The sequence below is a fragment of the Peptoniphilus asaccharolyticus DSM 20463 genome, from assembly GCF_900176115.1.
GTDB classification, from domain to species: Bacteria; Bacillota; Clostridia; order Tissierellales; family Peptoniphilaceae; genus Peptoniphilus; species Peptoniphilus asaccharolyticus.
In genome coordinates, this window is sequence record NZ_FWWR01000011.1 from 86,684 (window position 1) to 107,102 (window position 20,419).

Consider the following 20,419-nt stretch of genomic DNA (forward strand, 5'->3'; position numbering starts at 1 on the left):
CTATGTCAAATATTGGGGAGACTCGAGTTAACGAGTCTCCCCAATATTTGACATAGAGCCAATAAAAATAGCATTCCTCACGGGAATGCTCAGGTTGTAGACAAACCCAGGAATTTTCCTTGGGTTTGTTTGCATTTTAATAGCTTTAATAATTTATTAAAAATATCCGTAAAAATATGCCTTATTAGATCCTTATTCGGGTTTAATCTATACATTAAGGTTGCTAACTTTTTCATATTTAGGCATGCAAAGGTAAGTGCTGCTTTCATTTCCATTTTTCCTTTACCAATCATATTGGTGTATCGAAATCCATGGAATTCTTTAGCACTTCCAAATACTCTTTCGATTGTTTCTTTTCTTCGACTGTAGTCTTCTTTTCCTTGATTTGTATATCTGTATTCTTCTGATATATCAAGATAGTTTTGCCAGATGTGTCTAGTGATTACTTTTTGATGGTTTTTACTTTGAGTACACATACTTAGATTTGGACAGTTTTTACATACTTTTTTATCACTTTTATATTGTCTATATCCTTGTCTATCTGTTGTTTTATAGTCTAGGACTTGATTTTCTGGGCATAGGTAGCAATCATAGTATGCATCATAGACATAATCTTTTTTGTAATAGGGCTTTTCTGTTTTGGCTTTTCTTTTTGGGGCGGTGTAGGGTAATACGGGTAGCGTGGAATCATCAATGAGTTTTTTGCTATGGCTGGTGTTTTGTAGCCGGCATCCATGACTATTTTTTCTGCATGATATTGTTTTAATTTTTCTTCATAAAAGGGGATAAAGCTTGTGCTGTCATGAAGATTGCCTGGAAATATTTTGTAGGCTAAGACCCAGCCGTTTTTATCACAGGAGGTTTGTACATTGTAGGCGAATACTTCTTTGTGTTCTCCTTTATGGAAAAGTCCACTTTCTGGATCTGTTGTGGACGTGGTGATTTTTCTTATTTCTTGGCTTTTACTTTTTTCTTTTAAGGGTTTTTTACCATGCTCTTTTCTGTCTTCATCGATTTCTTTTTCTAGGTCTTCTTGATAGGCTTTTGCTTGGACTTTTATTTCTTCTCTTTTATTTTTATGTCTATTTGCATGGGCTTTTACGTGGGTTGCATCGACAAATTGTATTTTGCTATCTACAAAGCCTTTGTCCATTGCTTGGCCTAATATATTTGCAAAGATTTCTTCAAAAATCTTTGTATCTTTAAATCGTCTTCTGTAGTTTTGACTAAAGGTGGTAAAGTGTGGAATCTTATCATAAAAATCAAAGCCTAGAAACCATCGATAGGCAATGTTTACTTCAATCTCTTTTATTGTTTGGCGCATACTTTTTATGTTGAACAAGTATTGAATGAATATGATTTTAAAAAGCACGAGTGGGTCTATGCTTGGTCTTCCATTATCTAAGCAGTATTTATCTTCAACTAAATCATAGATAAAGTCAAAGTCTATGTATTTATCTATTTTTCTAAGTATATGGTCTTTAGGGATTAATTCTTCGACTGAGATCATCTGAATTTGATCTGTTTTTCGTTTGTTATTTTTGGACAGCATGTTTCCACCTACTTTCTTGGTAGTTTTATACCCTTATTAGCCCATGTTTAGCCATTTATGCATGAAAAAAGGTAGATGTTTTTCGCTTTACACCTACCTTTGTCATCAGTCTGAGCATTCCTCAAAGGAATGCCATTTCTATTTAGAATAACAATATTTATTATCAAATAGTTTGACGAAAAAAGAATAATAATATATAATATGTGCAAGAAAAATATTTAGGAATATTTAGATGTGTATATGAAATATTATTTTAATTTTTATAGGTATAAGAACGGAGATATATAGCTATTTTAGAAGAAGATAGTGTGAGGATGTATTAGAAAGGAGAAGGTATTTATGAAAAGAAAAATTAGTTTATTAAGCTTAGTTTTATTGATGATAATTATGAGTACATCGACAACATTTGCTAATCATGTAGAAAATGAAAACATGTACAAGCAAATGAAAACATGTACAAGCAAATGAATGATGAGATAAATATAGAAAAAGAAAAATTAAGAGAAGACTTATATGAACAATTGAAAAAACAAGATGCTTTAGTATTAATGGAAGTCTATGAAGAAATATTGTATCCTGAGATAGAAAGGCAGATAGAAAGAGAATATGCTGAAAAATATGGATATGTTAAGCCGACAGAATATAGATCAAGTTCAGGCGGAAGAAGTTATTATGCACCTAGGGGTGGAGTGGTTACCTATTTGACGAAATCGTTTGATTATAAACCAACAGAAGTATTGATAATGGGACTTGATGAAGATAAAAGCTATGATTTAGTTTTAAATATGAGTTCATTTAGTGCTGGGGATGTAGTTAAATCAATTTTAGGTTTCATACCTAAATCTGGTTTTTCAGTAGTTTTTACATTGCAAAGCATGGTTGATAGATTGGCAATTAATAATATAAAACAATGTGGCAGGTGTGCAAAGGTAATTAATACTTATAGTAGAGAGTGGAACACTAGAGCATCTATTGTCACAGGATGGTGTGATAGATTTAATTTAGAAGTACCTAGCAATGCTTATAATGTGTCTTTTGAAAGTTTTTAGGATATGAAAATTAGAAGAAAAATAAGTGTAGTCTACTTTTTATTTTTTATATTTTGTATATATGTCTTGGTAAGGTATCATGACCTTGAAGTGTGGCCAAAATGGCAACAACTGACAAGAGAAAGAGTCATATACCTTATGAATACAGATGTGCAATGGTCAAAAGAGCCAATAACTCATATAGGTTATTTAGTGGGAATGGCAATGTGTCTATTTCATCTAACTATTGAGTTATTAGAAAAGAACTATACAAAAAAGGTAAAGAACTATATAAAAAGTAAAAAATATTTGATAAATTTAGCAATATGGATAGTTGCAATCAGCTTAATCTTTGTGATAAGTAAGCTAACATTTTACAAGGTATATATGGATTTGATTATTCCGCTTGCCTATTCTCTAGGTGGTTTTATCTTCATAAACAGCAAGGAAGCGAATGAATAAGAAAAATAAAAAGTCGTCTTATCACTAAGGCGACTTTAATTTATTTTATTTGCAATTGCTTTAAAGAATATTCCGACAATTGAGTGAAATCTTTTTAAATCAGTGATGTATGCAAAGTCACTGCCAAATATTTTTTTCTCTGTTTCTAAATCTTCTTCAAGGCCTGTGAAAACTCCAAGCACATTTATATTCATTAGTCGAGCCTTCATAATTGAATTATATGTGTCATACTTGGCGACTTCATCGACGTAGTTTTCTACGCCGAGGTCTGCCATGCCAATTAGTCCGAGGTCGGTTTCATCATTTGGCTTACCATCTGAAAGAACAATTAAGAATTTTCTATCGTGAGGATTTTTTTCGATTAAGTGGGTGATTAGTTTAATTGCAAGCCCATCACGATTGCTACCTGAACCTTGAAATTTAAAAATTTCAGAGTTCTTGAGTTTTGAATCGTGGTAGTCTCTATACGTCTTTACAATCATGTGGTCAAAAAAATTGTTAAAGGACATAACTCGAGTGTCTATATTCAAGGATGTGAGAGCTTCAGCAATTATAAATGCCTCGATTGCCACATCACTTTGTCTGATGGTTTGAGAGGCAGATGAGTCGAGCAATATATCCACTGATATGTCACCTAAATCATCAGAATAGTTTCGTTTAAAGATTTTTTGATTGTTTGAGTACAGACTCTTCCAAATCTCGCTTGCCACCAATTCTCCGGTTGTGCTGCGTATATTGTATTGTTCAGAATTTTTTAGAATAGAGTTTTTTAAAACTTCTTTTAAATTAATGACGGCTCTTTTAAAGTGGAGCTCGTCAGCTTTATATTTTTCTAAATTTTTTCTGTGAGTTTCTTCGGCTTGTGCTTTGAAAAAAGAATCTTTTAAATTATATTCTCCATTTGTGAAATATAATTTTACATTTTCGTGTATTCCTGTACATATTTCATTTTCAATTTTTTTAACTTCGTTCGCACGAGCAATTGGCTTCCCGTATCTTCTCTCGACTATTGCTGAATAGTCTTTTGCTCCGGATTTAATTTCCGACCTATCTATAACTTCTTTTAAATCTTCATAGATGGATTGAGTGAACTCGGCAGATTCAATGTTGAATTTTTCAAGATCAGAAATTTCCACTTCTCTGACATTTACCACAACAGGGCTTACTATCTGCTTGGATTTAACTTTTTCAATAAACTTTTCAACTTTATCTAGAGCAGGTATATTGTCGTAGATATGGAAATATTTTTGGTACGTATTTTTTAGAAAATTCAGTAGCTCGTAGGTCTCTAATGAGTTGAAGTTTTCTATTTCAATTAGCAACTGTTCCAAACTTCCATTAGCTATTCTGGCAGATTTTAAGTATTTGGAGTAGTATGCTCTTTCGAGTTCTTCACCGATTGAAGATGGTTGTATAAAATCATATTTGCTTTTTAAGTCTTTTATAAATTCATCAAAAAAATCACGTGTACCGGGACGAAATTCAAATAGTTTCTCACGAATTGCATTTTCAATTGTGAGTGCCATGACCATCTTTAAATCTTTATAATTACTTTTTGAATTCACATGAAAGCTCAAAAATTTTTCTATGGTAAATTTATTGTAGATTTTTTGTGTCATTCCAAGCAGAGCAAGCCTGTAGTAGCTTTCGCAAAGGAATGTCTTAGTATCGACATCAGATGAATAATCTTCTGAAACAGTCCATACAATGTTTTTGTTTTTACTCATTAAATAAATCCTCGGATTTTAAGTCTTTTCTTATTAAAGTTTTTAGGACATCTCCCACTATTTCACTTTCATAAGCATCAAAAGATTTGTGACTAATGCCCATTTCGATTGCACTGTTTATACCAAGTCCCATTTCCATCAATTTAATAGCTCCGAGTAGGCCACGTAGGTCTATAGGTTTTGAAGATATTTCGGAATTTAAACTCTTTAATTCTATATCTAAGAAGAATCTTGTGAAGAGTTCAACATATTCTTCTTTTAGATTTGTCTTATCTCTTAAAACTAATTTCAAGTTTTCTTCGGAGATGGTTGGCATTTCAATTACCATAAATCTTGAAACTAGAGCTTCATTTAAATCTCTTGTTCCAATGTAGCCGTGATTCATAGTTGCAATAAATCTTGTGGCTTCATGCAGTTTTAATCTGCCATATCCTGATACGTCAATTATCCTTCTGTAGTCGAGTGCTGAGTGGACAACTGAAAGAGCTTCGTTTTTAGCCATGTTTATTTCGTCAAACACTCCAAAACCACCAAACTCACCGCATTCGTAAACAGGGCCTTTTTTTAATGTGACAGTGTTGTCTTTAAAAGTATCTGTACCGATTAGAGAAGCGGAGTCTGTGTTTACATTTAGAGATATTGTCCAAAGTGGTCTGCTAAATAGAGTAGATAAATTTTCTGAAAGTACATTTTTACCTGTGGCCTTAGGGCCTGTTAGTAGAATGTGGTTTCCGGATAGTATTCCAGCTATGGCTTTTTCCCAAACTTCTTTTCCGTAAAATTTGAAGTTCACTTCGGGTATTCTGTATTCTAAGTCTTTATCTAATTTATAGTAAGCTCTAAATTTCTCAACTTCATTGATTAAATTAGAGTCTATATTCTGTGTTTTTAAAAATTCTAATAGTTCCATTTATCCTCCTAAAATGTGTTGCATAAATAATTCTACATCAATTATACCCATAATGAACAATTATTTCAGAAATGTTACAGAGCTTATGTTATCTGTAACATAAACTTAAAGTAAGAACTTATGTATTAATGATACAATGATTGTGTAAATGAGAATAGGGTGATGAGATGAAAAAGAATATTAAATTTTTATTTGCATTACTTTCTCTTATAATTTTGTTCAATTCTTCCACGGCATACGCAAAGGTATTTAAGGACACAAAAAACCATTGGGCTAAAGTCTATATCGACGAGATGAGCGATAGAGGTTTTCTAACAGGATATGCCCAAAACACATTCAAACCGGACGATATGATGAGCAGAGCAGAGTTTTATTCCATAATAAATTCCATGGCAGGTTTGGAAAAAACTTACACTGTTACTTTCTCAGATGTATCAACATCTGATTGGTACTATCAAGACATTGCAAAGGCAATTAAGGCCGGTTATCTTACACCTACAACAGGAGCTTTAAACCCAAACAAACCAATTTCAAGACAAGAAGTGATGGCAATAATAGGTTATATGTACAAAGTAAAACCGGATGCCGGAGCTGTAGCTAAATTTACAGACGTTTCTTCAATTAGAAATGAGAACAGAGGTTATGTTGGAGCGCTAGTGAAAGTTGGAGTTGTGAATGGGGGAGCAGGTGGTATGCTCTATCCTAATAATCCAATGACTAGAGCAGAAGTTGCAAAGGTACTCTTTACTATGGTGGACAAATATGAACTTCCTTCAGAGAGAGTAGTTGTGGACAGCAAAATCAAATTTGGGGACAGAAATCTATATAATTAAGAGCTTGGAAACAAGCTCTTTTTTATTTTTATCAAAAATTATAAATAGTTTGAAAGATTTTTAACAAATGAACCTTTTTAGTTCTAAAAGACTCTTATATATAGATGCATCAAAAAGAAAGGAGACTGAGCATGGACGATATTCAAATGGTTGAAGCTATAAAGGCCGGCGACAAAGAAGCTTTTAACCAGTTGTATGAAGAGTATAGTTTACGGCTATATAGAACAGCATACTTGATTGTAGGGAATTCTTATGATGCTGAAGATGTACTGCAGGATACATTTATATCGGCTTATAAAAATATGTCTGATTTAAAAGACCACACTAAATTGAAGACATGGCTATATGCTATTTTAAAAAATAGAGCTTATAAAAAATACAATAAGAATCAAAGAGAATTTCCAGAACAAGATATCTTAGAAAAAATTGAAGTTAAGGGAACTGAAAATATAAAAGAAGATAGATTTGCATTGAAAGATGAAATTCAAATTTGTCTTATGAAGCTAAAACCAAAACTTAGGGAAGTCATAGTGCTATATTACTACAATGACTTCACAATTGCAGAAATTGCTCAGATTTGCGGGAGTTTTCAAGGAACTGTTAAGTCAAGGCTGTATAAGGCGAGAAAAGATTTGAAAAGAGAATTAGAAAAGCTAAATTCAGACGTCGTATTGCCGAATAGGGAGGAAGCAAATGGTTGATAAAGAAAAATTTGAAGATGTGAGGGAACAAATTAATTCTTCTGTTGATGGAATATTTCCTTCCGATTTTGTAAAAAATAAGATTGATTTACAAATAAGAGACTTGGAGCGAGAAAGAGGAGGATTTATGATGAAGAGAATGAAGAAATTAAAATTAGCAGCAGCTTTATCGATTTGTATTTTAGTAGGTAGAGTAGGAGTTTATGCCATAGGTACTATTACGGGTACAATAAGCTCTTCAACTTCTTACTACAACTATACAAAGTATGAAGATATTAAAAAAGCTGAAAAGAAAGCTGGACTTGAAGCAGTGGTTCCGGAAACTATAGGAGACTTTAAGTTTGATGGAATTAGAATAGTGGATGTAGCTGATACAGATGATGAAGGCAATCAAATGAATAAGCGAAAAGCAATTGATGTTGCATATAAGGATAGCAATGGAACTATAGGAGAATTATCTTTAGATAAATTTTCACCAAATCAGCCTAAAATTGAAGAACAACCATATACAGAAAAAAGACAAATAAATGGACACGATTTTTATTTCACTCGTTTAGAAAGTTTATTTTTAGCAAGTGAAAAGGAAATGACTCCTGAAGAAAAAGAACGTTCAGAAAACGACCCTTTATTTAACGTTGGAATTGGTGGAGAGGGTACAAAAAGAGAAACTTCAATCTCTCACCACCTATCTTTTGAAGATAATGGTATAACATATAATTTTATGACAAGTGAAGAGATAAGTTCAGAGAAACTATTTGAAATGGCAAGTGAGTTTTTTAAATAGAATATAACCCAAATTGATTTATAAATAGATTTTAATTAGATGGATTGTTTTAAAAGACAATCCATTTTTTAATTGTTAGAGAGATTAGAGATTTATGTATCCTTTTAAGCTGTGGTATAATTAGTTCGGAGGCTGAAATGAATACAAATACGAGAAAAATAATAGCTTTAGTAGCATTGTTATTATTGGGGACGGTAATATATTTTTACTATAGAAATACAGCTAGTAGAGAGATAGTTTTAGATAAAAAGATAAAGGTTACAGAGAGTGCAAAAAGTTTTCATCTATCTACAAATGGGTTGATGATATTTGACAACAACTTATACATACTCAATCGAGATGGTGATTTGATAAAGACAGTTAAAGCTAAAAATGTAGAGTTAGAAGCTTTCTTTGCAAATAACTATGCCTTCTTATATGACCAAGATCTTGGAAGAATAAGTCAATATCAAGATAGTGGAGAATTTATAAGGAATATAAAAATAACCGACACTCTTTTCAATATAAAATATGAAAATAAAAATTTTATCTTGCATACCAAGTATGAAAATGGAGAGAGACTTTGGTGTCTAACAACAGATGGAAAGCTAAAGAAGATATATGAATCTGCGAATTCAATATTGGCTTATGATGTAAAGGATATGGACACATTTGTAATAGCAGAGTTGAAGGTTGAAACTAATGGATATACAACAAATTGTGTAATTAAAAACTCTTCGAAGAACAAGACTTACTCAAATGGTTCTGAAGTTGCATTGGCTGTAAAGTACTCTGATTCAAGAGTTGTGATGGTGACAAATAAGAATCTATATGCATTTGAAGGAGATGAAGTCAAATCTGTAGAGATTCCAAATATGTCTGATGTTGCTGTGGTGGATAGAAGTGTTTATCTGCTACACTCAGGGATTCTTTCTAAATACAATTCTAAGTTAGAAGAAGTTACCAAACATATAGTTGCAGCGAATGTTGAAAAATTACAGCAAGTTTCAAAATCACTCTATGCCTATTCAAATTCTGATATAGCTGGGAATTTATTGCAGAGAAATGAATTCTACTACAGATTTCCATCAGAAGCAGAGAAGATAGAAATTTCCGGAATTAGAATAGGAGTGCTTCAAGATGGAACGGTAACTCTTTATAAAGTGACTAATGGTAGAAATGAAGTGGGAGAGGTAAACAAATGAGTGCACTAAACGAATTTGAAAAATATCTTAGAACAGAAGGCGTGCTAACACCTTTTGGAAAATTAGTGATAATTTTAGTAGTTTTCCTAATAGGATTCTTTATATCAAAATTTTTGAGATGGATGTTTATGTCTAGGATAGAACATCAATTGAGACATGGCACATATTCAAACCCAAGGTTACTTACCATTGTGAGCATTCTAAACAAAGTGGTTGTTGTGGTTATTATGATAATATGCGTGACAATCTCTTTGGATATTTTAGGCCTTAACACAGCTTCAATTATGGCGACTCTTGGGGTTGGTTCATTGGCGCTTTCTTTTGGAGCTCAAACTCTTGTAAAAGATTGTATAAATGGATTCTTTATAATGCTTGAAAATCAATTTTCAGTTGGAGATACTGTCATAATAGAGGGTAAGACTGGGATAATTGAAGATATAGGACTTAGAACTACAATAATAAGAGACTTTGATGGTTCGAAACACATAATTCCAAATGGAACTATAGGGATAGTAACTAACCAACAAAGAGGAAATATGAGAGCTAAGGTGGTTTGCTCAGTATCTGCTTCTGAAGATCCGAATAGAGTTATAGAGCTCTTAAACAAAAAGCTGAGTGGTATGAGAGCTGAAGGCTTGATAGGTAGTCCTGCAGTTTGGGGAGTTACAAACAACACCAATATGGGCTATGAAATTACTGTGGTGGCGTATGCCAAGGCGGGTTCACAATACGGAGTTGAGTACAAGTTAAGAGAGAGCATAGTTGAAGTCTTTAATGAAAACGGAATAAAACTGCCGATTTTTAAATATGAATTAAACGACAATAGGAGGTAAGATGCTATATTATAAAGTAGGAGATATAGTAACTCTAAAAAAAGGACACCCTTGTGGTGAAAATATGTGGGAGATAACAAGAACCGGTGTAGACATAAAACTAAAGTGTCTAGGTTGTGAAAGACAAATTTGGATTTCAAGAATTGACTTTGAAAAGAGAGTCAGAAAGATAAAAGAGGGAGAAAAATTTGTCAGCATTGTTCACCATAAAAAAGAAGAAGAGTAAAATGAAATTATGTAATAAAAAAGAGAGAGGTAAGGATAAAAACTTTTACTTCTCTCTTTTAATTTAATTTTCGTCTAAGTCGAATTGTTCAACTCTTGTGGCAATGCTAAATGAGTTATCTACTATTTCTGAATTGTATTCGGAATTAAAAAGTGTAGATGAAACTATATAATCGGCACAAGTTTTAGATGTTGCAAGAGGAACATCGTATAGAGTTGTTATTCTCAAAAGAGCCTTTACATCTGGGTCGTGTGGTTGCATTTCAAGAGGATCCCAGAAGAAAATTAAAATATCAACTTTTCCCTCAGCTATTCTTGAGCCGAGTTGTTGGTCTCCGCCAAGTGGCCCTGAAAAAAGTCCTTCAACATCAAGGTCTGTGTGCTTTGAAATTAGGGCGGCAGTTGTACCTGTTCCGACTAATTTATGATTCGCCAAATTAGATTTGTTGGCAATTGCCCAAGCAACAAGTTCATCTTTTTTATTGTCGTGAGCTACTAACGCTATGGTTTTTTGAGCATTTACTTTAATATTTTTAGTATTCATAAAAAACCTCCTTAATTTATTATATAATATAAATTGGGGATTTGAATTAATAATAATTTTATTATTAATTTGACAATTTCAAGTATATCTTATATAATACCTAAGTTAATATCCTTGCTCATTCAAAAAGGATGAGCCACTAGTCCACGAGGAGGTGAATTATGAGAAAGTACGAAGCAATAGTAATGTTCTACCCAACAGTAGAAGAAGAAAAGAGAGTAGCAGCTTTTGAAAGACTTAAGAAAATCATAAGTGATAACGGAAGTATCACAAACGTTGATGAATGGGGCATGAGAAAGTTAGCATACGAAATCGAGTACAACAAAGAAGCTTTCTATTACTTAGTTGAATTTGAAACAGAAGCTGAAGTAATTAAAGAATTCGACAGAGTTGCAAGAATTTTAGAATCTGTAATGAGACACATGGTAGTTAAATTAGAGGATTAAGGTGAAATTATGAATAATGTCAGTTTGATGGGGAGACTTACAAGGGATCCGGAACTAAGATATACACCAAGTGGTACAGCAGTAGTTAGATTTACTCTTGCTGTAAACAGAAGACTATCAAAGGATAAAAGAGCTGAGGCAGAGCGAAATAACCAACCTACAGCAGACTTTATCTCATGTACAGCTTGGAACAAGACTGCGGAAGTAATCGCTAATTATGTAAAGAAAGGCGATAGACTTGTGGTTCAAGGGAGAATTCAAACCGGAAGATACGATGACAAGGATGGAAAGACAGTTTATACAACTGATGTAATTGTTGAAAACATGGACTTCGTTGAAACTGCTGGAGATAATATGCAATCTCAACAGATGAGAAGACCTGAACCACCAGTTAACTCAGCGTATTCAAATGACTTCCAATCTGCATCAGGTAGTTTTGGAAACACTTTTGGATCTGACTCAGACAATGATGAGGGATTTTACCATATAAATAATGAAGACATTCCATTTTGAGGAGGGTAGAAAGTGCAAAGAAGATTTAGACCAAGAAAAAAAGTCGATCCATTTGAAAAGGATAAGACTAAGAAAATAGATTACAAAGACGTAGCTCTTCTAAAGAACTATATCTCAGAAAAAGGAAAGATTCTTCCAAGAAGAATCACTGGACTTAATGCAAAACACCAAAGACAAATGACAGCAGCTATTAAGAGAGCTAGACAAGTAGCATTAATTCCTTATTCAGCAGACTAATTTAAGGCAAGTCTTAGGACTTGTCTTTTTTAATGGGACGAATTGTCAAATCAAATGCAACACCTATGGTAAGAGACCAAAAAGTTCTTCTTTAGGTGTTTTATATTTTATACATTTTCTAGGTCTATTATTCATTAAACTTAAGTTATAATTTAATTCATCAATATTCACTTCTGATAAATCCATACCCTTAGGATAAAACTCCCTCAAAAGTCCGTTACTATTTTCATTTGTACCTTTTTGCCATGCACAATAGGGATCACAAAAATAAGTTTTGCATCCTAATTCTTTTTCTATTTTCTCAAATTCTGAAAATTCTTTACCTCTATCAAAGGTTATTGTTTTTACTAATTCTTTTGGATAATCTTTTAATGCATTTATTATTGCTGGTGTTACGCTTTCCGACTTTCTATTTTCAACTAGGATTGCTATATAATATCTAGATTTTCTTTCTGCTAAAGTTACGAAACAACATCTACTTTTCCTTTTATGATCTAATCTGCCTGATTCCACTGTATCTGCTTCCCAGTGGCCTAATTCTTGCCTTCTGTATATCTCTTTAGGTCTTTTCTTAATTGTTCTACCTTTATCATTGAATTTTCCTCTTTTTTCTGCTGGCCTTTTAAATTTAGCTTTTCTTCTCAAATTTTTCATACTAGTTTTTGGCAGCTTTTTGGCGTGTATCATTCTATATATCGTTGATGTAGATGGTAATTCATGAATCTCATTTGTGTTTCTATTTGATATTTGTTCAGGGGACCAATGTTCGTTAATCTTTACAGTTAAATAATCAATAACATCTTTAGAAAATTACTTTTTCTATGGCAGTCTTTTCTTCTATCAATATATTTATCATTTGCCTTTATCGGAAAGTACTTAGTGTAACTTCCCCTACTAACTTTTATCTTAGATGAATTTCTTTTAATTTCTCTAGATATTGTACTAGGTGACCTTTTAAGTGCTTGTGCAATTTTCCTTATACTCATTCCTAAATTTAAAAATTGGTAAATACAAGATCTTTCTTCTATGGTAAGATGGTTATAGCTCATAGTTAATCACTCCTTTTAATATGTTTTGTTTGGTCACTTACATATTAACACAGCTGATTAGCTATGAGTTTATTTATGTTGCACTTGTTATGATAAATTATCATGGATAAATTATCGTAATAAGTACAATATTAAATAAATTCATAGCTAAATTTCTATGTTAAAATGTAAGTAATTAGATAAGGATATCTTAATAAGAATAGTATAAGAAAGAGTTTTTATTTAATATTTTTAGGTTTTGATAAAAATTAAAAATATTATTGAAGAATAAGGGGTGTTTAAAATCAAAAATAAAATAATGATAATTTCGCTAATTATAATAATAGTATCTTGTATTCCAATCTTTTTTGTAGGAAAATCTCATGTATATGGATTTTTAACAGCATTAAATTGTTATGTTTTAAGTCCATTCTCACTCCCTACATTAATTTTAATGCCATTTGTTCATAAGAATAAAAAGTTGTTTTTTTGGTATATTTTATTATTTCCATTGGGATGGAATATTTTTTTTATCTTTTATTTTTTTGGCGGTGAATTATATAATTATATAAGCATAGTGTCTTTTATAGTAGGTATTTTAACATCTTTATTTTTGATGGATTATAACAGTAAATTTAAAACTAAATAAGCTCATAGTTAAATTTCTACGTTAAAATGTAAGTAATCAAATAAAACATATTAACAAGAACAATTAACTATGAGCTATAATCATCTTATATGAGCATCATTTTAAAATTTATTCTATTGGAAGTTCTCCAATTGACATCAGCAATTCTTTTGCTCTATCCAAATCTTCGTCAGGAACGTAAACTCTTATCCCAACTCCAACATTAGCATATATGACTTGAGCGGTTGAATCATTCATTTGAGAAGATTCTTCGAAGTGTGGTATATTGTTATCTTCCAAAATTCCTATAATTCCACCAAGTTTCAATCTATCAATTACGGAAATTAACTCTACAAATTTTGGTTCATGTTCATCGATATTTTTAAATTTAAGCATACTCAACCTCCTCTTTTAATATAATAATCTATACCCAAAAACAAAGTTTTTCTTTGATATATAAATTAATAATCTTAAAGTGTTTAAAAGATAGATTTTAAATATACTATAAATTAGGGGACTAAATCAAAGGAAATAAAGAAATTATATTAATGCCATTATTCTTCTGTGATAGATGGAGATAGGAATGGTTTTACAATAGCAGTATTAGAAGTAGAATACTTTACAAAGAGTTTAATCAGTTTTAAAGATGGGAGTTAAGAGAGCGGATATATTTTTTGAGACTTTTAACCGGTGATTGAGTTGGTTAAAAAATGAGTATTGAATACAAAAAAAGGCGATGGATTGGGTTAAGATCCACCGTCTTTTTTTAATTACATATTCTTTGAATAGAATTCAACGATTAATTGGTCATCAATTTCTATTGGAACATCTTCTCTTGCTGGAATAGAAACTAATGTAGCTTTAAAGCCTTCTTCTTTAGAGATGTAAGGATAAGAAGTTACGAAGTTTGTTTCAAAGTTTTCTTTGAACATAGCAACTTTTTTACCTCTTGCAGAAAGTTCAATAACATCTCCTGCGTCACATCTGTAAGAAGGAATATTAACCTTTTTACCGTTTACAGTTACGTGTCCGTGAGTAACCATTTGTCTTGCTTGTCTGATAGATGACGCAAAGCCCATTCTGTAAGCTAAATTGTCAAGTCTTCTTTCAAGGAAGATAACTAAGTTAGGACCAGTTTGTCCAGTTGTTTTCTTAGCTTCTTTAAATAAGTTAACAAATTGTTTTTCAAGAACACCGTAGTAAGCTCTTAATCTTTGTTTTTCAAGTAATTGCTTACCATATTCAGTTAATTTCTTGTCACTTCTTGCAGTACCCTTTACGGCTCTCTTCATAGCCTTTGGGTGTCCACATACGTTAAGTCCTAATCTTCTTGATTGTTTAAATCTTGGTACCATCATTCTTGCCATTTTATTATTCAACTCCTAATATATTCTCGCCGCGATAATTTAAGAGCCGAGAGCATTATACTAAATAACAGGGGAAAAGTAAAGCGAAAATCGATAAAAAGTGTGCTATAATGTAACCTACGGAGGAATTAAATGATACTTAAAAATGCGAATTATATTGATGTAATAAATGGAAAAGTTGTCACATCAGTTGATATAGAAATAGAAGATGGAAAGATTGTAAATATAGGTCAAAATTTAAATGGAAATGACTATATAGACTGCAGTTCAAAACTAATTGTGCCTGCGTTTACCAATGCACATACTCACATGGGCATGAGCATGATGAGAAATTACTCGGACGATTTGGAACTTCAAGATTGGCTCGAACAAAAGATATGGCCTTTTGAAGCTAAGTTGACTAAAGAGGATATGTATTGGGGTTCAAAGTTATCTGCGATTGAGTCTGTAAAAAACGGCGTTTGTGCAGTGGTTGATATGTATGACAATGTAGATGCTACAGCAAAGGTTTGTAATGAAGTTGGAATAAAGGGTATTCTTGGAAAAGGGCTTTTGGATATAGATGGAAGAGGTGCTGACAGATTAGAAGCATTTAAACAAAATTATAATGAATGCAATTCTGAAAAGACAAAGGTAATTTTGGCTCCACACGCCATCTACACTTGTTCAACTGAATTTCTAAAAGAATGTCTAATGCTTTCAAGAGAGTATGGAAATGTTTTGCATATCCACGTGTCTGAAACTAAGAGGGAATTTGACGATTGTGTTAACTTACATGGAATGACACCAGTCGAATATTTAGAAACCATAGGTTATTTAGATACTAAGATAATAGCAGCTCACTGTGTGTATTTGACAGACAAAGAAATAGATATGATAGCAGATAAAGAATTCTATCCTGTGTATAATCCTGTTTCCAATTTAAAACTTGCCAGTGGATTTACACCAGTTAAGAAAATATTAGATGCTAAAATAAATTTGGGAATAGGGACAGATAGTTCTTCATCAAACAACAGCTTGAGCGTTTTAAAAGAAATTCAAGTGGGAGCAATAGTGAATAAAGCTATTAATAAATCTAGCTCAAGCGTACAGGCTAACGAAATTTTAAAACTTGCAACTATAAATGGAAGCAAGATTACAGGATTTAACAATGGTGCTGTTGAGGTTGGCAAAGAAGCTGACTTGACATTTTTTGATTTGAATTCTATCAATTTCACACCTAAAAATGATTTGATAGGAGCTGTTTGTTACAGTGCAAGTTCTGAAGATATAAGAGATGTTATGATAGATGGAAAATTTGTAATGAAAGATAGAGTAGTTTTAACTGCAGATGAAGAACAAATAAAATATGAAGTTAATAGATTGACTGATAGAATTTTAAGGAGTTAATTAATAGATGGATAAAAAAATAGTTTATAGCGGGATACAACCTTCAGGTTCGTTGACAATTGGTAATTATATAGGAGCACTTTCAAATTTTAGTGAATTGCAAGAAGAATATGATTGTCTATACTGTATTGTAGATATGCATGCGATAACAATGCCGCAAGAGCCTAAAAATTTGAGAAAGAACAGCTTGGATATATTGGCGCTTTATTTAGCATGTGGACTTGATCCGGAAAAATCAATTATATATATTCAATCACATGTGCCAGAGCATGCTGAACTGGGATGGGTTTTAAATACTATTTCGTCTATAGGACAGCTTCAAAGAATGACTCAGTTTAAAGATAAGTCAAGCAAAAGCAAGGAAGTATTGGCAGGGATATTGAACTATCCTGTGCTTATGGCTGCCGATATTCTTCTATATCAAAGTGCTTTTGTACCGGTTGGAGAGGATCAAAGACAACATATAGAGTTGACAAGGGACTTAGCTCAAAAATTCAATTCCAAATATTCAGAGACTTTTACAATTCCTGACATATTGACTCCAAAGGTTGGAGCGAGAATAATGTCTCTACAAAATCCGGAATCCAAGATGAGTAAGTCTGATACTGATGAGAATGCATTTATATTGATATTAGATGATGAAAATGCAATTAGAAGAAAAATCAAACGTGCCGTTACAGATTCAGAGGGCATAATGAGATATTCTAAAGAACAACCTGGGCTTAAGAATTTAATTGATATATATGCATCTTTTTCAAAATTGACTACAGATGAAATAGTTGAGAAATATAAAGACTTGGGATATGGAAAATTTAAAGAGGACTTGGCAGAGGTTGTGGTCGAAGGACTTAGACCGGTTCAAGAGAGATTTAAAGAGATAAGAAATGACAAAGAGTATCTTGAAAAAGTATATACTGAAGGGGCTGAAAAAGCTTCGAGATTGGCGAGAAAAACACTTAGAAAAGTATATAAAAAGGTCGGATTTATTCCAAGATAGTTGACTTTATAAAATGTAATTAATATAATAGGGGTAATTTAATATTTGCGATAAAGAAAGAGGAGTAACTATTGTAGGATTGTAGAGAGATATCGGTTGGTGAAAGATATTATTTGAAAGTAGTGAAGGTTGCTTTTTTTGCACTGCTATGCAGCGGTTATAACCGATATATTATGTGAGCTGATTTATTCAGAAATTAAGGTGGTACCACGGCCCTTCGTCCTTAGCGACGAGGGGTCTTTTTTATATTAAAAATCAAATTGATTTCAAAATTTAGAAATCGGCAATTTAAGAAATAATTAAATATAGGGGGAAAAATGAAGGAATTATCAAAGAATTATAATCCGAAAGAGTTTGAAGATAGAATTTATGATTTTTGGATGGATAATAACTATTTTAGAGCAGAAGTTGACGAAAATAAAAAGCCTTTTACAATAGTTATGCCACCACCAAATGTAACAGGAAATCTTCACATGGGACATGCTTTAAATAACACTATACAAGATATAATGACTCGTACAAAGAGAATGCAAGGTTACTCAGCTCTTTGGCTACCTGGAACAGACCACGCGAGTATATCTACAGAGGCTAAGGTTGTACAAAAGCTTAGAGATCAAGGTATTGCAAAAGAAGATATTGGAAGAGAAAAGTTCTTAGAAGAGACATGGGCATGGACACATGAATATGGTGGAAACATTAAGAATCAACTTAAAAAATTAGGGGTTTCATGTGACTGGTCAAGAGAGAGATTTACATTAGATGAACAACTTTCTAAAGCAGTTGAAGAGGTATTTATCAAGCTTTATGAAAAAGGATTAATTTACAGAGGAAACAGAATAATTAACTGGTGTCCTAACTGTGGAACTTCAATCTCTGATGCTGAAGTTGAACACGTTGATGAACATAGACATATCTACCACTTTAGATATCCGCTAGAAGATGGAACAGGCAGCATAGAAGTAGCTACAACAAGACCAGAAACAATCCCTGGAGACCTTGCAGTTGCGGTTAATCCTGAAGACGAAAGATATAGAGATTTGATAGGTAAAAATGTTTTATTGCCTATTATGGACAATAAAGTAATCCCTATAATTGCAGATGAATATGTAGAAAAAGATTTTGGAACAGGTTGTGTAAAAATCACTCCATCACACGACCCTAACGACTTTGGGGTTGGAGAAAGACACAATCTTGGACAACTTATAGTATTTGATGAAAAGGCAGTTCTAAATGAAAATGCCGGCAAGTATCAAGGACTAACTACTGCAGAAGCTCGTAAGAAGATTATCGAAGATTTCGATGCTTTAGGATTATATGTAGGAGCTAAAGAACATGATAGTGCAGTTGGACATTGTGAAAGATGTGGAACTGTAATTGAGCCTATGCTTTCAAAACAATGGTTTGTAAAGATGGAACCATTAGCTAAACCGGCTTTAGAAGCATATAGAAATGGTGAAGTAGATTTCATTCCAGATAGATTTGGAAAAATTTATGAACACTGGCTAGAAAATATAAGAGACTGGAATATTTCAAGACAACTTTGGTGGGGACACAGACTTCCTGTATACTACTGCAATGAAACAGATGAGATAGTAGTTAGCAGAGAAAACCCAACTGGAAAAGAAGGATATGAAGGCAAGACTTTTAGAAGAGATGAAGACACTTTAGATACTTGGTTCTCATCAGCTCTATGGCCTTTCTCAACTCTTGGATGGCCGGAAAAAACACAAGACCTTGAATATTTCTATCCAACAGATGTATTGGTAACAGGATACGATATAATTTTCTTCTGGGTTGTTAGAATGGTATTCTCATCAATTGAACAAATGGGAGAAGTACCTTTTAAGGATGTATTCTTAACAGGACTTGTAAGAGACTCTCTTGGACGTAAGATGAGTAAGTCTTTGGGAAATGGTATAGACCCTCTTGAATTAATTGCAGATTATGGTGCGGACGCTCTTAGATTCACTCTTATTTCAGGAAACACACCAGGAAATGATATGCGTTTCTACACTGAAAGAGTTGAAGCAAACAGAAACTTTGCAAATAAACTTTGGAATGCTACAAGATTTGTATTTATGAATTTTGAAGATAGCGATTTTGAATTGGGACTTGAAAACCTAAGAAATGAAGATAAGTGGATTTTAACTAAGTATATGGAAACAGTTGAGTCCATCACTACTAAGATAGATAAATACGATATAGGTCTTGCAGCAAATGATATATATGACTTTATTTGGTCAGACTTCTGCGATTGGTATATAGAAATGGTAAAACCAAGACTATACGGAACTGATGAAGAGACAAAGAAAGCTGCAAAAGCTACATTGATATACGTTCTAAAGGGAATTCTAAAATTACTTCACCCATTCATGCCATATATTACAGAGGAAATCTGGGATCACATTCCAAGTGAAAAAGAAGCTTTAATAGTTGCAGAATGGCCAGTAGTTGAAGATTCATTGAAATTTAATACAGAAGAAAAAGATATTGAATATATCAAAGATATAATCAGATTGATAAGAAACAGACGTCAAGAGATGAATATTGAAAATAAAAACAAATCACAAACTGTGATTAAAGTTTTAAATCAAGATGCAAGACGTGCTGTTGAAGAAAACAAGGGACACCTTTTAAATCTTGGATTCTCAGAGAGTGTTTCTGTGGAAGATGAAAACTTTGAAATGACAGATGAAAATGTGTCAATAGTTGTGGATGGAGCAGAAATTTTCTTGCCACTAAATGACTTAGTTGATTACAACAAAGAATATGAAAGACTTAGTGCTGAAAAAGAAAAGGCTCTTTCTGAAATAAAGAGAGCGAGTGGAAAACTTGCAAATGAAAAATTTGTAAACAAAGCTCCTGAAAAATTAGTTCAAGAGGAAAAAGATAAGTTGGCAAGTTATGAAGCAATCTTAAAAACTCTTGAAGAGAGAATTGAAGAAGTAAAATCACATCTATAAATTAGAAAGGCAAGTCGAAAGGCTTGCTTTTTGTGCGATAAAGGATAGATAATATGATTTAAGGGTAT

At 32.6% G+C, this 20,419-nt stretch carries 20 protein-coding genes, 2 pseudogenes and 1 other annotated feature; of the genes and pseudogenes, 14 read left to right on the forward strand and 8 right to left on the reverse strand.

Annotated features, from left to right (window positions below; all coding sequences use genetic code 11):
- Positions 1–89 precede the first annotated feature (89 nt).
- A pseudogene (locus B8869_RS12510) lies at positions 90–518 on the reverse strand (transposase); the annotation flags it as partial.
- Between the two features lie 38 nt (positions 519–556).
- Positions 557–1,552: an IS1182 family transposase gene (locus B8869_RS08140; RefSeq protein WP_084231158.1), complete on the reverse strand. Its 996-nt coding sequence runs from the start codon at positions 1,550–1,552 to the stop codon at positions 557–559.
- A 452-nt stretch (positions 1,553–2,004) separates the two neighbouring features.
- On the opposite strand from B8869_RS08140, the gene B8869_RS08145 reads away from it, so the two are divergent.
- Complete coding sequence (locus B8869_RS08145; RefSeq protein WP_084231159.1) at positions 2,005–2,601, forward strand: hypothetical protein; 597 nt, start codon at positions 2,005–2,007, stop codon at positions 2,599–2,601.
- Positions 2,602–2,739: 138 nt separating this feature from the next.
- On the forward strand, positions 2,740–3,042 hold the full coding sequence (locus B8869_RS08150; protein ID WP_084231160.1) for a hypothetical protein: 303 nt from the start codon (positions 2,740–2,742) through the stop codon (positions 3,040–3,042).
- Between the two features lie 35 nt (positions 3,043–3,077).
- Here B8869_RS08150 and B8869_RS08155 read toward each other — a convergent pair whose 3' ends face one another.
- Together B8869_RS08155 and B8869_RS08160 are read right to left on the reverse strand one after the other, a co-directional pair.
- Positions 3,078–4,769 carry a vWA domain-containing protein gene (locus B8869_RS08155; RefSeq protein ID WP_084231161.1) on the reverse strand — a complete coding sequence of 564 codons (1,692 nt, stop codon included), beginning with the start codon at positions 4,767–4,769 and terminating at the stop codon, positions 3,078–3,080.
- Positions 4,762–5,679 (reverse strand): AAA family ATPase, encoded by a 918-nt coding sequence (locus B8869_RS08160; protein WP_084231162.1) that lies wholly within the window; start codon positions 5,677–5,679, stop codon positions 4,762–4,764. Before B8869_RS08160 ends, B8869_RS08155 begins: the two co-directional genes overlap by 8 nt.
- Positions 5,680–5,846: 167 nt before the next feature.
- Between B8869_RS08160 and B8869_RS08165 the strand changes: the two genes are divergently transcribed.
- The 6 genes from B8869_RS08165 (at position 5,847) to B8869_RS08190 (ending at position 10,240) form a co-directional block, all read left to right on the forward strand.
- On the forward strand, positions 5,847–6,512 hold the full coding sequence (locus B8869_RS08165; RefSeq protein WP_084231163.1) for an S-layer homology domain-containing protein: 666 nt from the start codon (positions 5,847–5,849) through the stop codon (positions 6,510–6,512).
- Between the two features lie 131 nt (positions 6,513–6,643).
- Positions 6,644–7,213 carry an RNA polymerase sigma factor gene (locus B8869_RS08170; protein WP_084231164.1) on the forward strand — a complete coding sequence of 190 codons (570 nt, stop codon included), beginning with the start codon at positions 6,644–6,646 and terminating at the stop codon, positions 7,211–7,213.
- Positions 7,206–7,997, forward strand: a complete 792-nt coding sequence (locus B8869_RS08175; protein WP_084231165.1) for a hypothetical protein — start codon at positions 7,206–7,208, stop codon at positions 7,995–7,997. Before B8869_RS08170 ends, B8869_RS08175 begins: the two co-directional genes overlap by 8 nt.
- A gap of 137 nt (positions 7,998–8,134) precedes the next feature.
- The gene (locus B8869_RS08180; protein WP_084231166.1) at positions 8,135–9,181 is read left to right on the forward strand and encodes a hypothetical protein; all 1,047 of its coding nucleotides are present in this window, start codon (positions 8,135–8,137) and stop codon (positions 9,179–9,181) included.
- Positions 9,178–10,014 (forward strand): mechanosensitive ion channel family protein, encoded by an 837-nt coding sequence (locus tag B8869_RS08185; RefSeq protein ID WP_084231167.1) that lies wholly within the window; start codon positions 9,178–9,180, stop codon positions 10,012–10,014. Before B8869_RS08180 ends, B8869_RS08185 begins: the two co-directional genes overlap by 4 nt.
- A gap of 1 nt (position 10,015) precedes the next feature.
- Positions 10,016–10,240, forward strand: coding sequence for a DUF951 domain-containing protein (locus tag B8869_RS08190; RefSeq protein ID WP_084231168.1), 225 nt, complete (start codon positions 10,016–10,018; stop codon positions 10,238–10,240).
- 63 nt (positions 10,241–10,303) lie between these two features.
- Here the strand turns inward: B8869_RS08190 and B8869_RS08195 are convergent, their stop codons facing one another.
- On the reverse strand, positions 10,304–10,783 hold the full coding sequence (locus B8869_RS08195; protein WP_084231169.1) for a methylglyoxal synthase: 480 nt from the start codon (positions 10,781–10,783) through the stop codon (positions 10,304–10,306).
- 161 nt (positions 10,784–10,944) lie between these two features.
- Between B8869_RS08195 and rpsF the strand changes: the two genes are divergently transcribed.
- From rpsF to rpsR, 3 genes are read left to right on the forward strand one after another with little or no spacing between them, the layout of a single operon-like run.
- Complete coding sequence (gene rpsF / locus B8869_RS08200) at positions 10,945–11,229, forward strand: 30S ribosomal protein S6 (RefSeq protein WP_084231170.1); 285 nt, start codon at positions 10,945–10,947, stop codon at positions 11,227–11,229.
- 9 nt (positions 11,230–11,238) lie between these two features.
- Positions 11,239–11,742 carry a single-stranded DNA-binding protein gene (locus B8869_RS08205; protein ID WP_084231171.1) on the forward strand — a complete coding sequence of 168 codons (504 nt, stop codon included), beginning with the start codon at positions 11,239–11,241 and terminating at the stop codon, positions 11,740–11,742.
- 12 nt (positions 11,743–11,754) lie between these two features.
- Positions 11,755–11,979, forward strand: coding sequence for a 30S ribosomal protein S18 (gene rpsR, locus B8869_RS08210; RefSeq protein ID WP_084231172.1), 225 nt, complete (start codon positions 11,755–11,757; stop codon positions 11,977–11,979).
- Positions 11,980–12,042: 63 nt separating this feature from the next.
- Here rpsR and B8869_RS08215 read toward each other — a convergent pair.
- From B8869_RS08215 to rpsD, 3 genes and pseudogenes are all read right to left on the reverse strand, one after another.
- A pseudogene (locus tag B8869_RS08215) lies at positions 12,043–13,028 on the reverse strand (IS30 family transposase).
- Between the two features lie 736 nt (positions 13,029–13,764).
- On the reverse strand, positions 13,765–14,031 hold the full coding sequence (locus B8869_RS08225; protein ID WP_084231174.1) for a putative signal transducing protein: 267 nt from the start codon (positions 14,029–14,031) through the stop codon (positions 13,765–13,767).
- 374 nt (positions 14,032–14,405) lie between these two features.
- On the reverse strand, positions 14,406–15,002 hold the full coding sequence (gene rpsD, locus B8869_RS08230) for a 30S ribosomal protein S4 (RefSeq protein ID WP_084231175.1): 597 nt from the start codon (positions 15,000–15,002) through the stop codon (positions 14,406–14,408).
- A 132-nt stretch (positions 15,003–15,134) separates the two neighbouring features.
- Between rpsD and B8869_RS08235 the strand changes: the two genes are divergently transcribed.
- From B8869_RS08235 to B8869_RS08245, 3 genes are all read left to right on the forward strand, one after another.
- Positions 15,135–16,391 (forward strand): amidohydrolase, encoded by a 1,257-nt coding sequence (locus B8869_RS08235; protein ID WP_084231176.1) that lies wholly within the window; start codon positions 15,135–15,137, stop codon positions 16,389–16,391.
- Positions 16,392–16,398: 7 nt separating this feature from the next.
- Positions 16,399–17,388, forward strand: a complete 990-nt coding sequence (gene trpS / locus B8869_RS08240; protein WP_084231177.1) for a tryptophan--tRNA ligase — start codon at positions 16,399–16,401, stop codon at positions 17,386–17,388.
- Between the two features lie 41 nt (positions 17,389–17,429).
- Positions 17,430–17,616, forward strand: a binding site (T-box leader).
- An 89-nt stretch (positions 17,617–17,705) separates the two neighbouring features.
- Positions 17,706–20,351, forward strand: coding sequence for a valine--tRNA ligase (locus tag B8869_RS08245; RefSeq protein WP_084231178.1), 2,646 nt, complete (start codon positions 17,706–17,708; stop codon positions 20,349–20,351).
- Positions 20,352–20,419: the final 68 nt, after the last annotated feature.

What these genes read in the sequence shown, in the direction of transcription:
- B8869_RS08140 (WP_084231158.1), bottom strand. Translation starts at nt 1,552, where the DNA reads ATGCTGTCCAAAAATAACAAACGAAAAACAGATCAAATTCAGATGATC.
- B8869_RS08145 (WP_084231159.1), top strand. Translation starts at nt 2,005, where the DNA reads ATGTACAAGCAAATGAATGATGAGATAAATATAGAAAAAGAAAAATTA.
- B8869_RS08150 (WP_084231160.1), top strand. Translation starts at nt 2,740, where the DNA reads ATGAATACAGATGTGCAATGGTCAAAAGAGCCAATAACTCATATAGGT.
- B8869_RS08155 (WP_084231161.1), bottom strand. Translation starts at nt 4,769, where the DNA reads ATGAGTAAAAACAAAAACATTGTATGGACTGTTTCAGAAGATTATTCA.
- B8869_RS08160 (WP_084231162.1), bottom strand. Translation starts at nt 5,679, where the DNA reads ATGGAACTATTAGAATTTTTAAAAACACAGAATATAGACTCTAATTTA.
- B8869_RS08165 (WP_084231163.1), top strand. Translation starts at nt 5,847, where the DNA reads ATGAAAAAGAATATTAAATTTTTATTTGCATTACTTTCTCTTATAATT.
- B8869_RS08170 (WP_084231164.1), top strand. Translation starts at nt 6,644, where the DNA reads ATGGACGATATTCAAATGGTTGAAGCTATAAAGGCCGGCGACAAAGAA.
- B8869_RS08175 (WP_084231165.1), top strand. Translation starts at nt 7,206, where the DNA reads ATGGTTGATAAAGAAAAATTTGAAGATGTGAGGGAACAAATTAATTCT.
- B8869_RS08180 (WP_084231166.1), top strand. Translation starts at nt 8,135, where the DNA reads ATGAATACAAATACGAGAAAAATAATAGCTTTAGTAGCATTGTTATTA.
- B8869_RS08185 (WP_084231167.1), top strand. Translation starts at nt 9,178, where the DNA reads ATGAGTGCACTAAACGAATTTGAAAAATATCTTAGAACAGAAGGCGTG.
- B8869_RS08190 (WP_084231168.1), top strand. Translation starts at nt 10,016, where the DNA reads ATGCTATATTATAAAGTAGGAGATATAGTAACTCTAAAAAAAGGACAC.
- B8869_RS08195 (WP_084231169.1), bottom strand. Translation starts at nt 10,783, where the DNA reads ATGAATACTAAAAATATTAAAGTAAATGCTCAAAAAACCATAGCGTTA.
- rpsF (WP_084231170.1), top strand. Translation starts at nt 10,945, where the DNA reads ATGAGAAAGTACGAAGCAATAGTAATGTTCTACCCAACAGTAGAAGAA.
- B8869_RS08205 (WP_084231171.1), top strand. Translation starts at nt 11,239, where the DNA reads ATGAATAATGTCAGTTTGATGGGGAGACTTACAAGGGATCCGGAACTA.
- B8869_RS08225 (WP_084231174.1), bottom strand. Translation starts at nt 14,031, where the DNA reads ATGCTTAAATTTAAAAATATCGATGAACATGAACCAAAATTTGTAGAG.
- rpsD (WP_084231175.1), bottom strand. Translation starts at nt 15,002, where the DNA reads ATGGCAAGAATGATGGTACCAAGATTTAAACAATCAAGAAGATTAGGA.
- B8869_RS08235 (WP_084231176.1), top strand. Translation starts at nt 15,135, where the DNA reads ATGATACTTAAAAATGCGAATTATATTGATGTAATAAATGGAAAAGTT.
- trpS (WP_084231177.1), top strand. Translation starts at nt 16,399, where the DNA reads ATGGATAAAAAAATAGTTTATAGCGGGATACAACCTTCAGGTTCGTTG.
- B8869_RS08245 (WP_084231178.1), top strand. Translation starts at nt 17,706, where the DNA reads ATGAAGGAATTATCAAAGAATTATAATCCGAAAGAGTTTGAAGATAGA.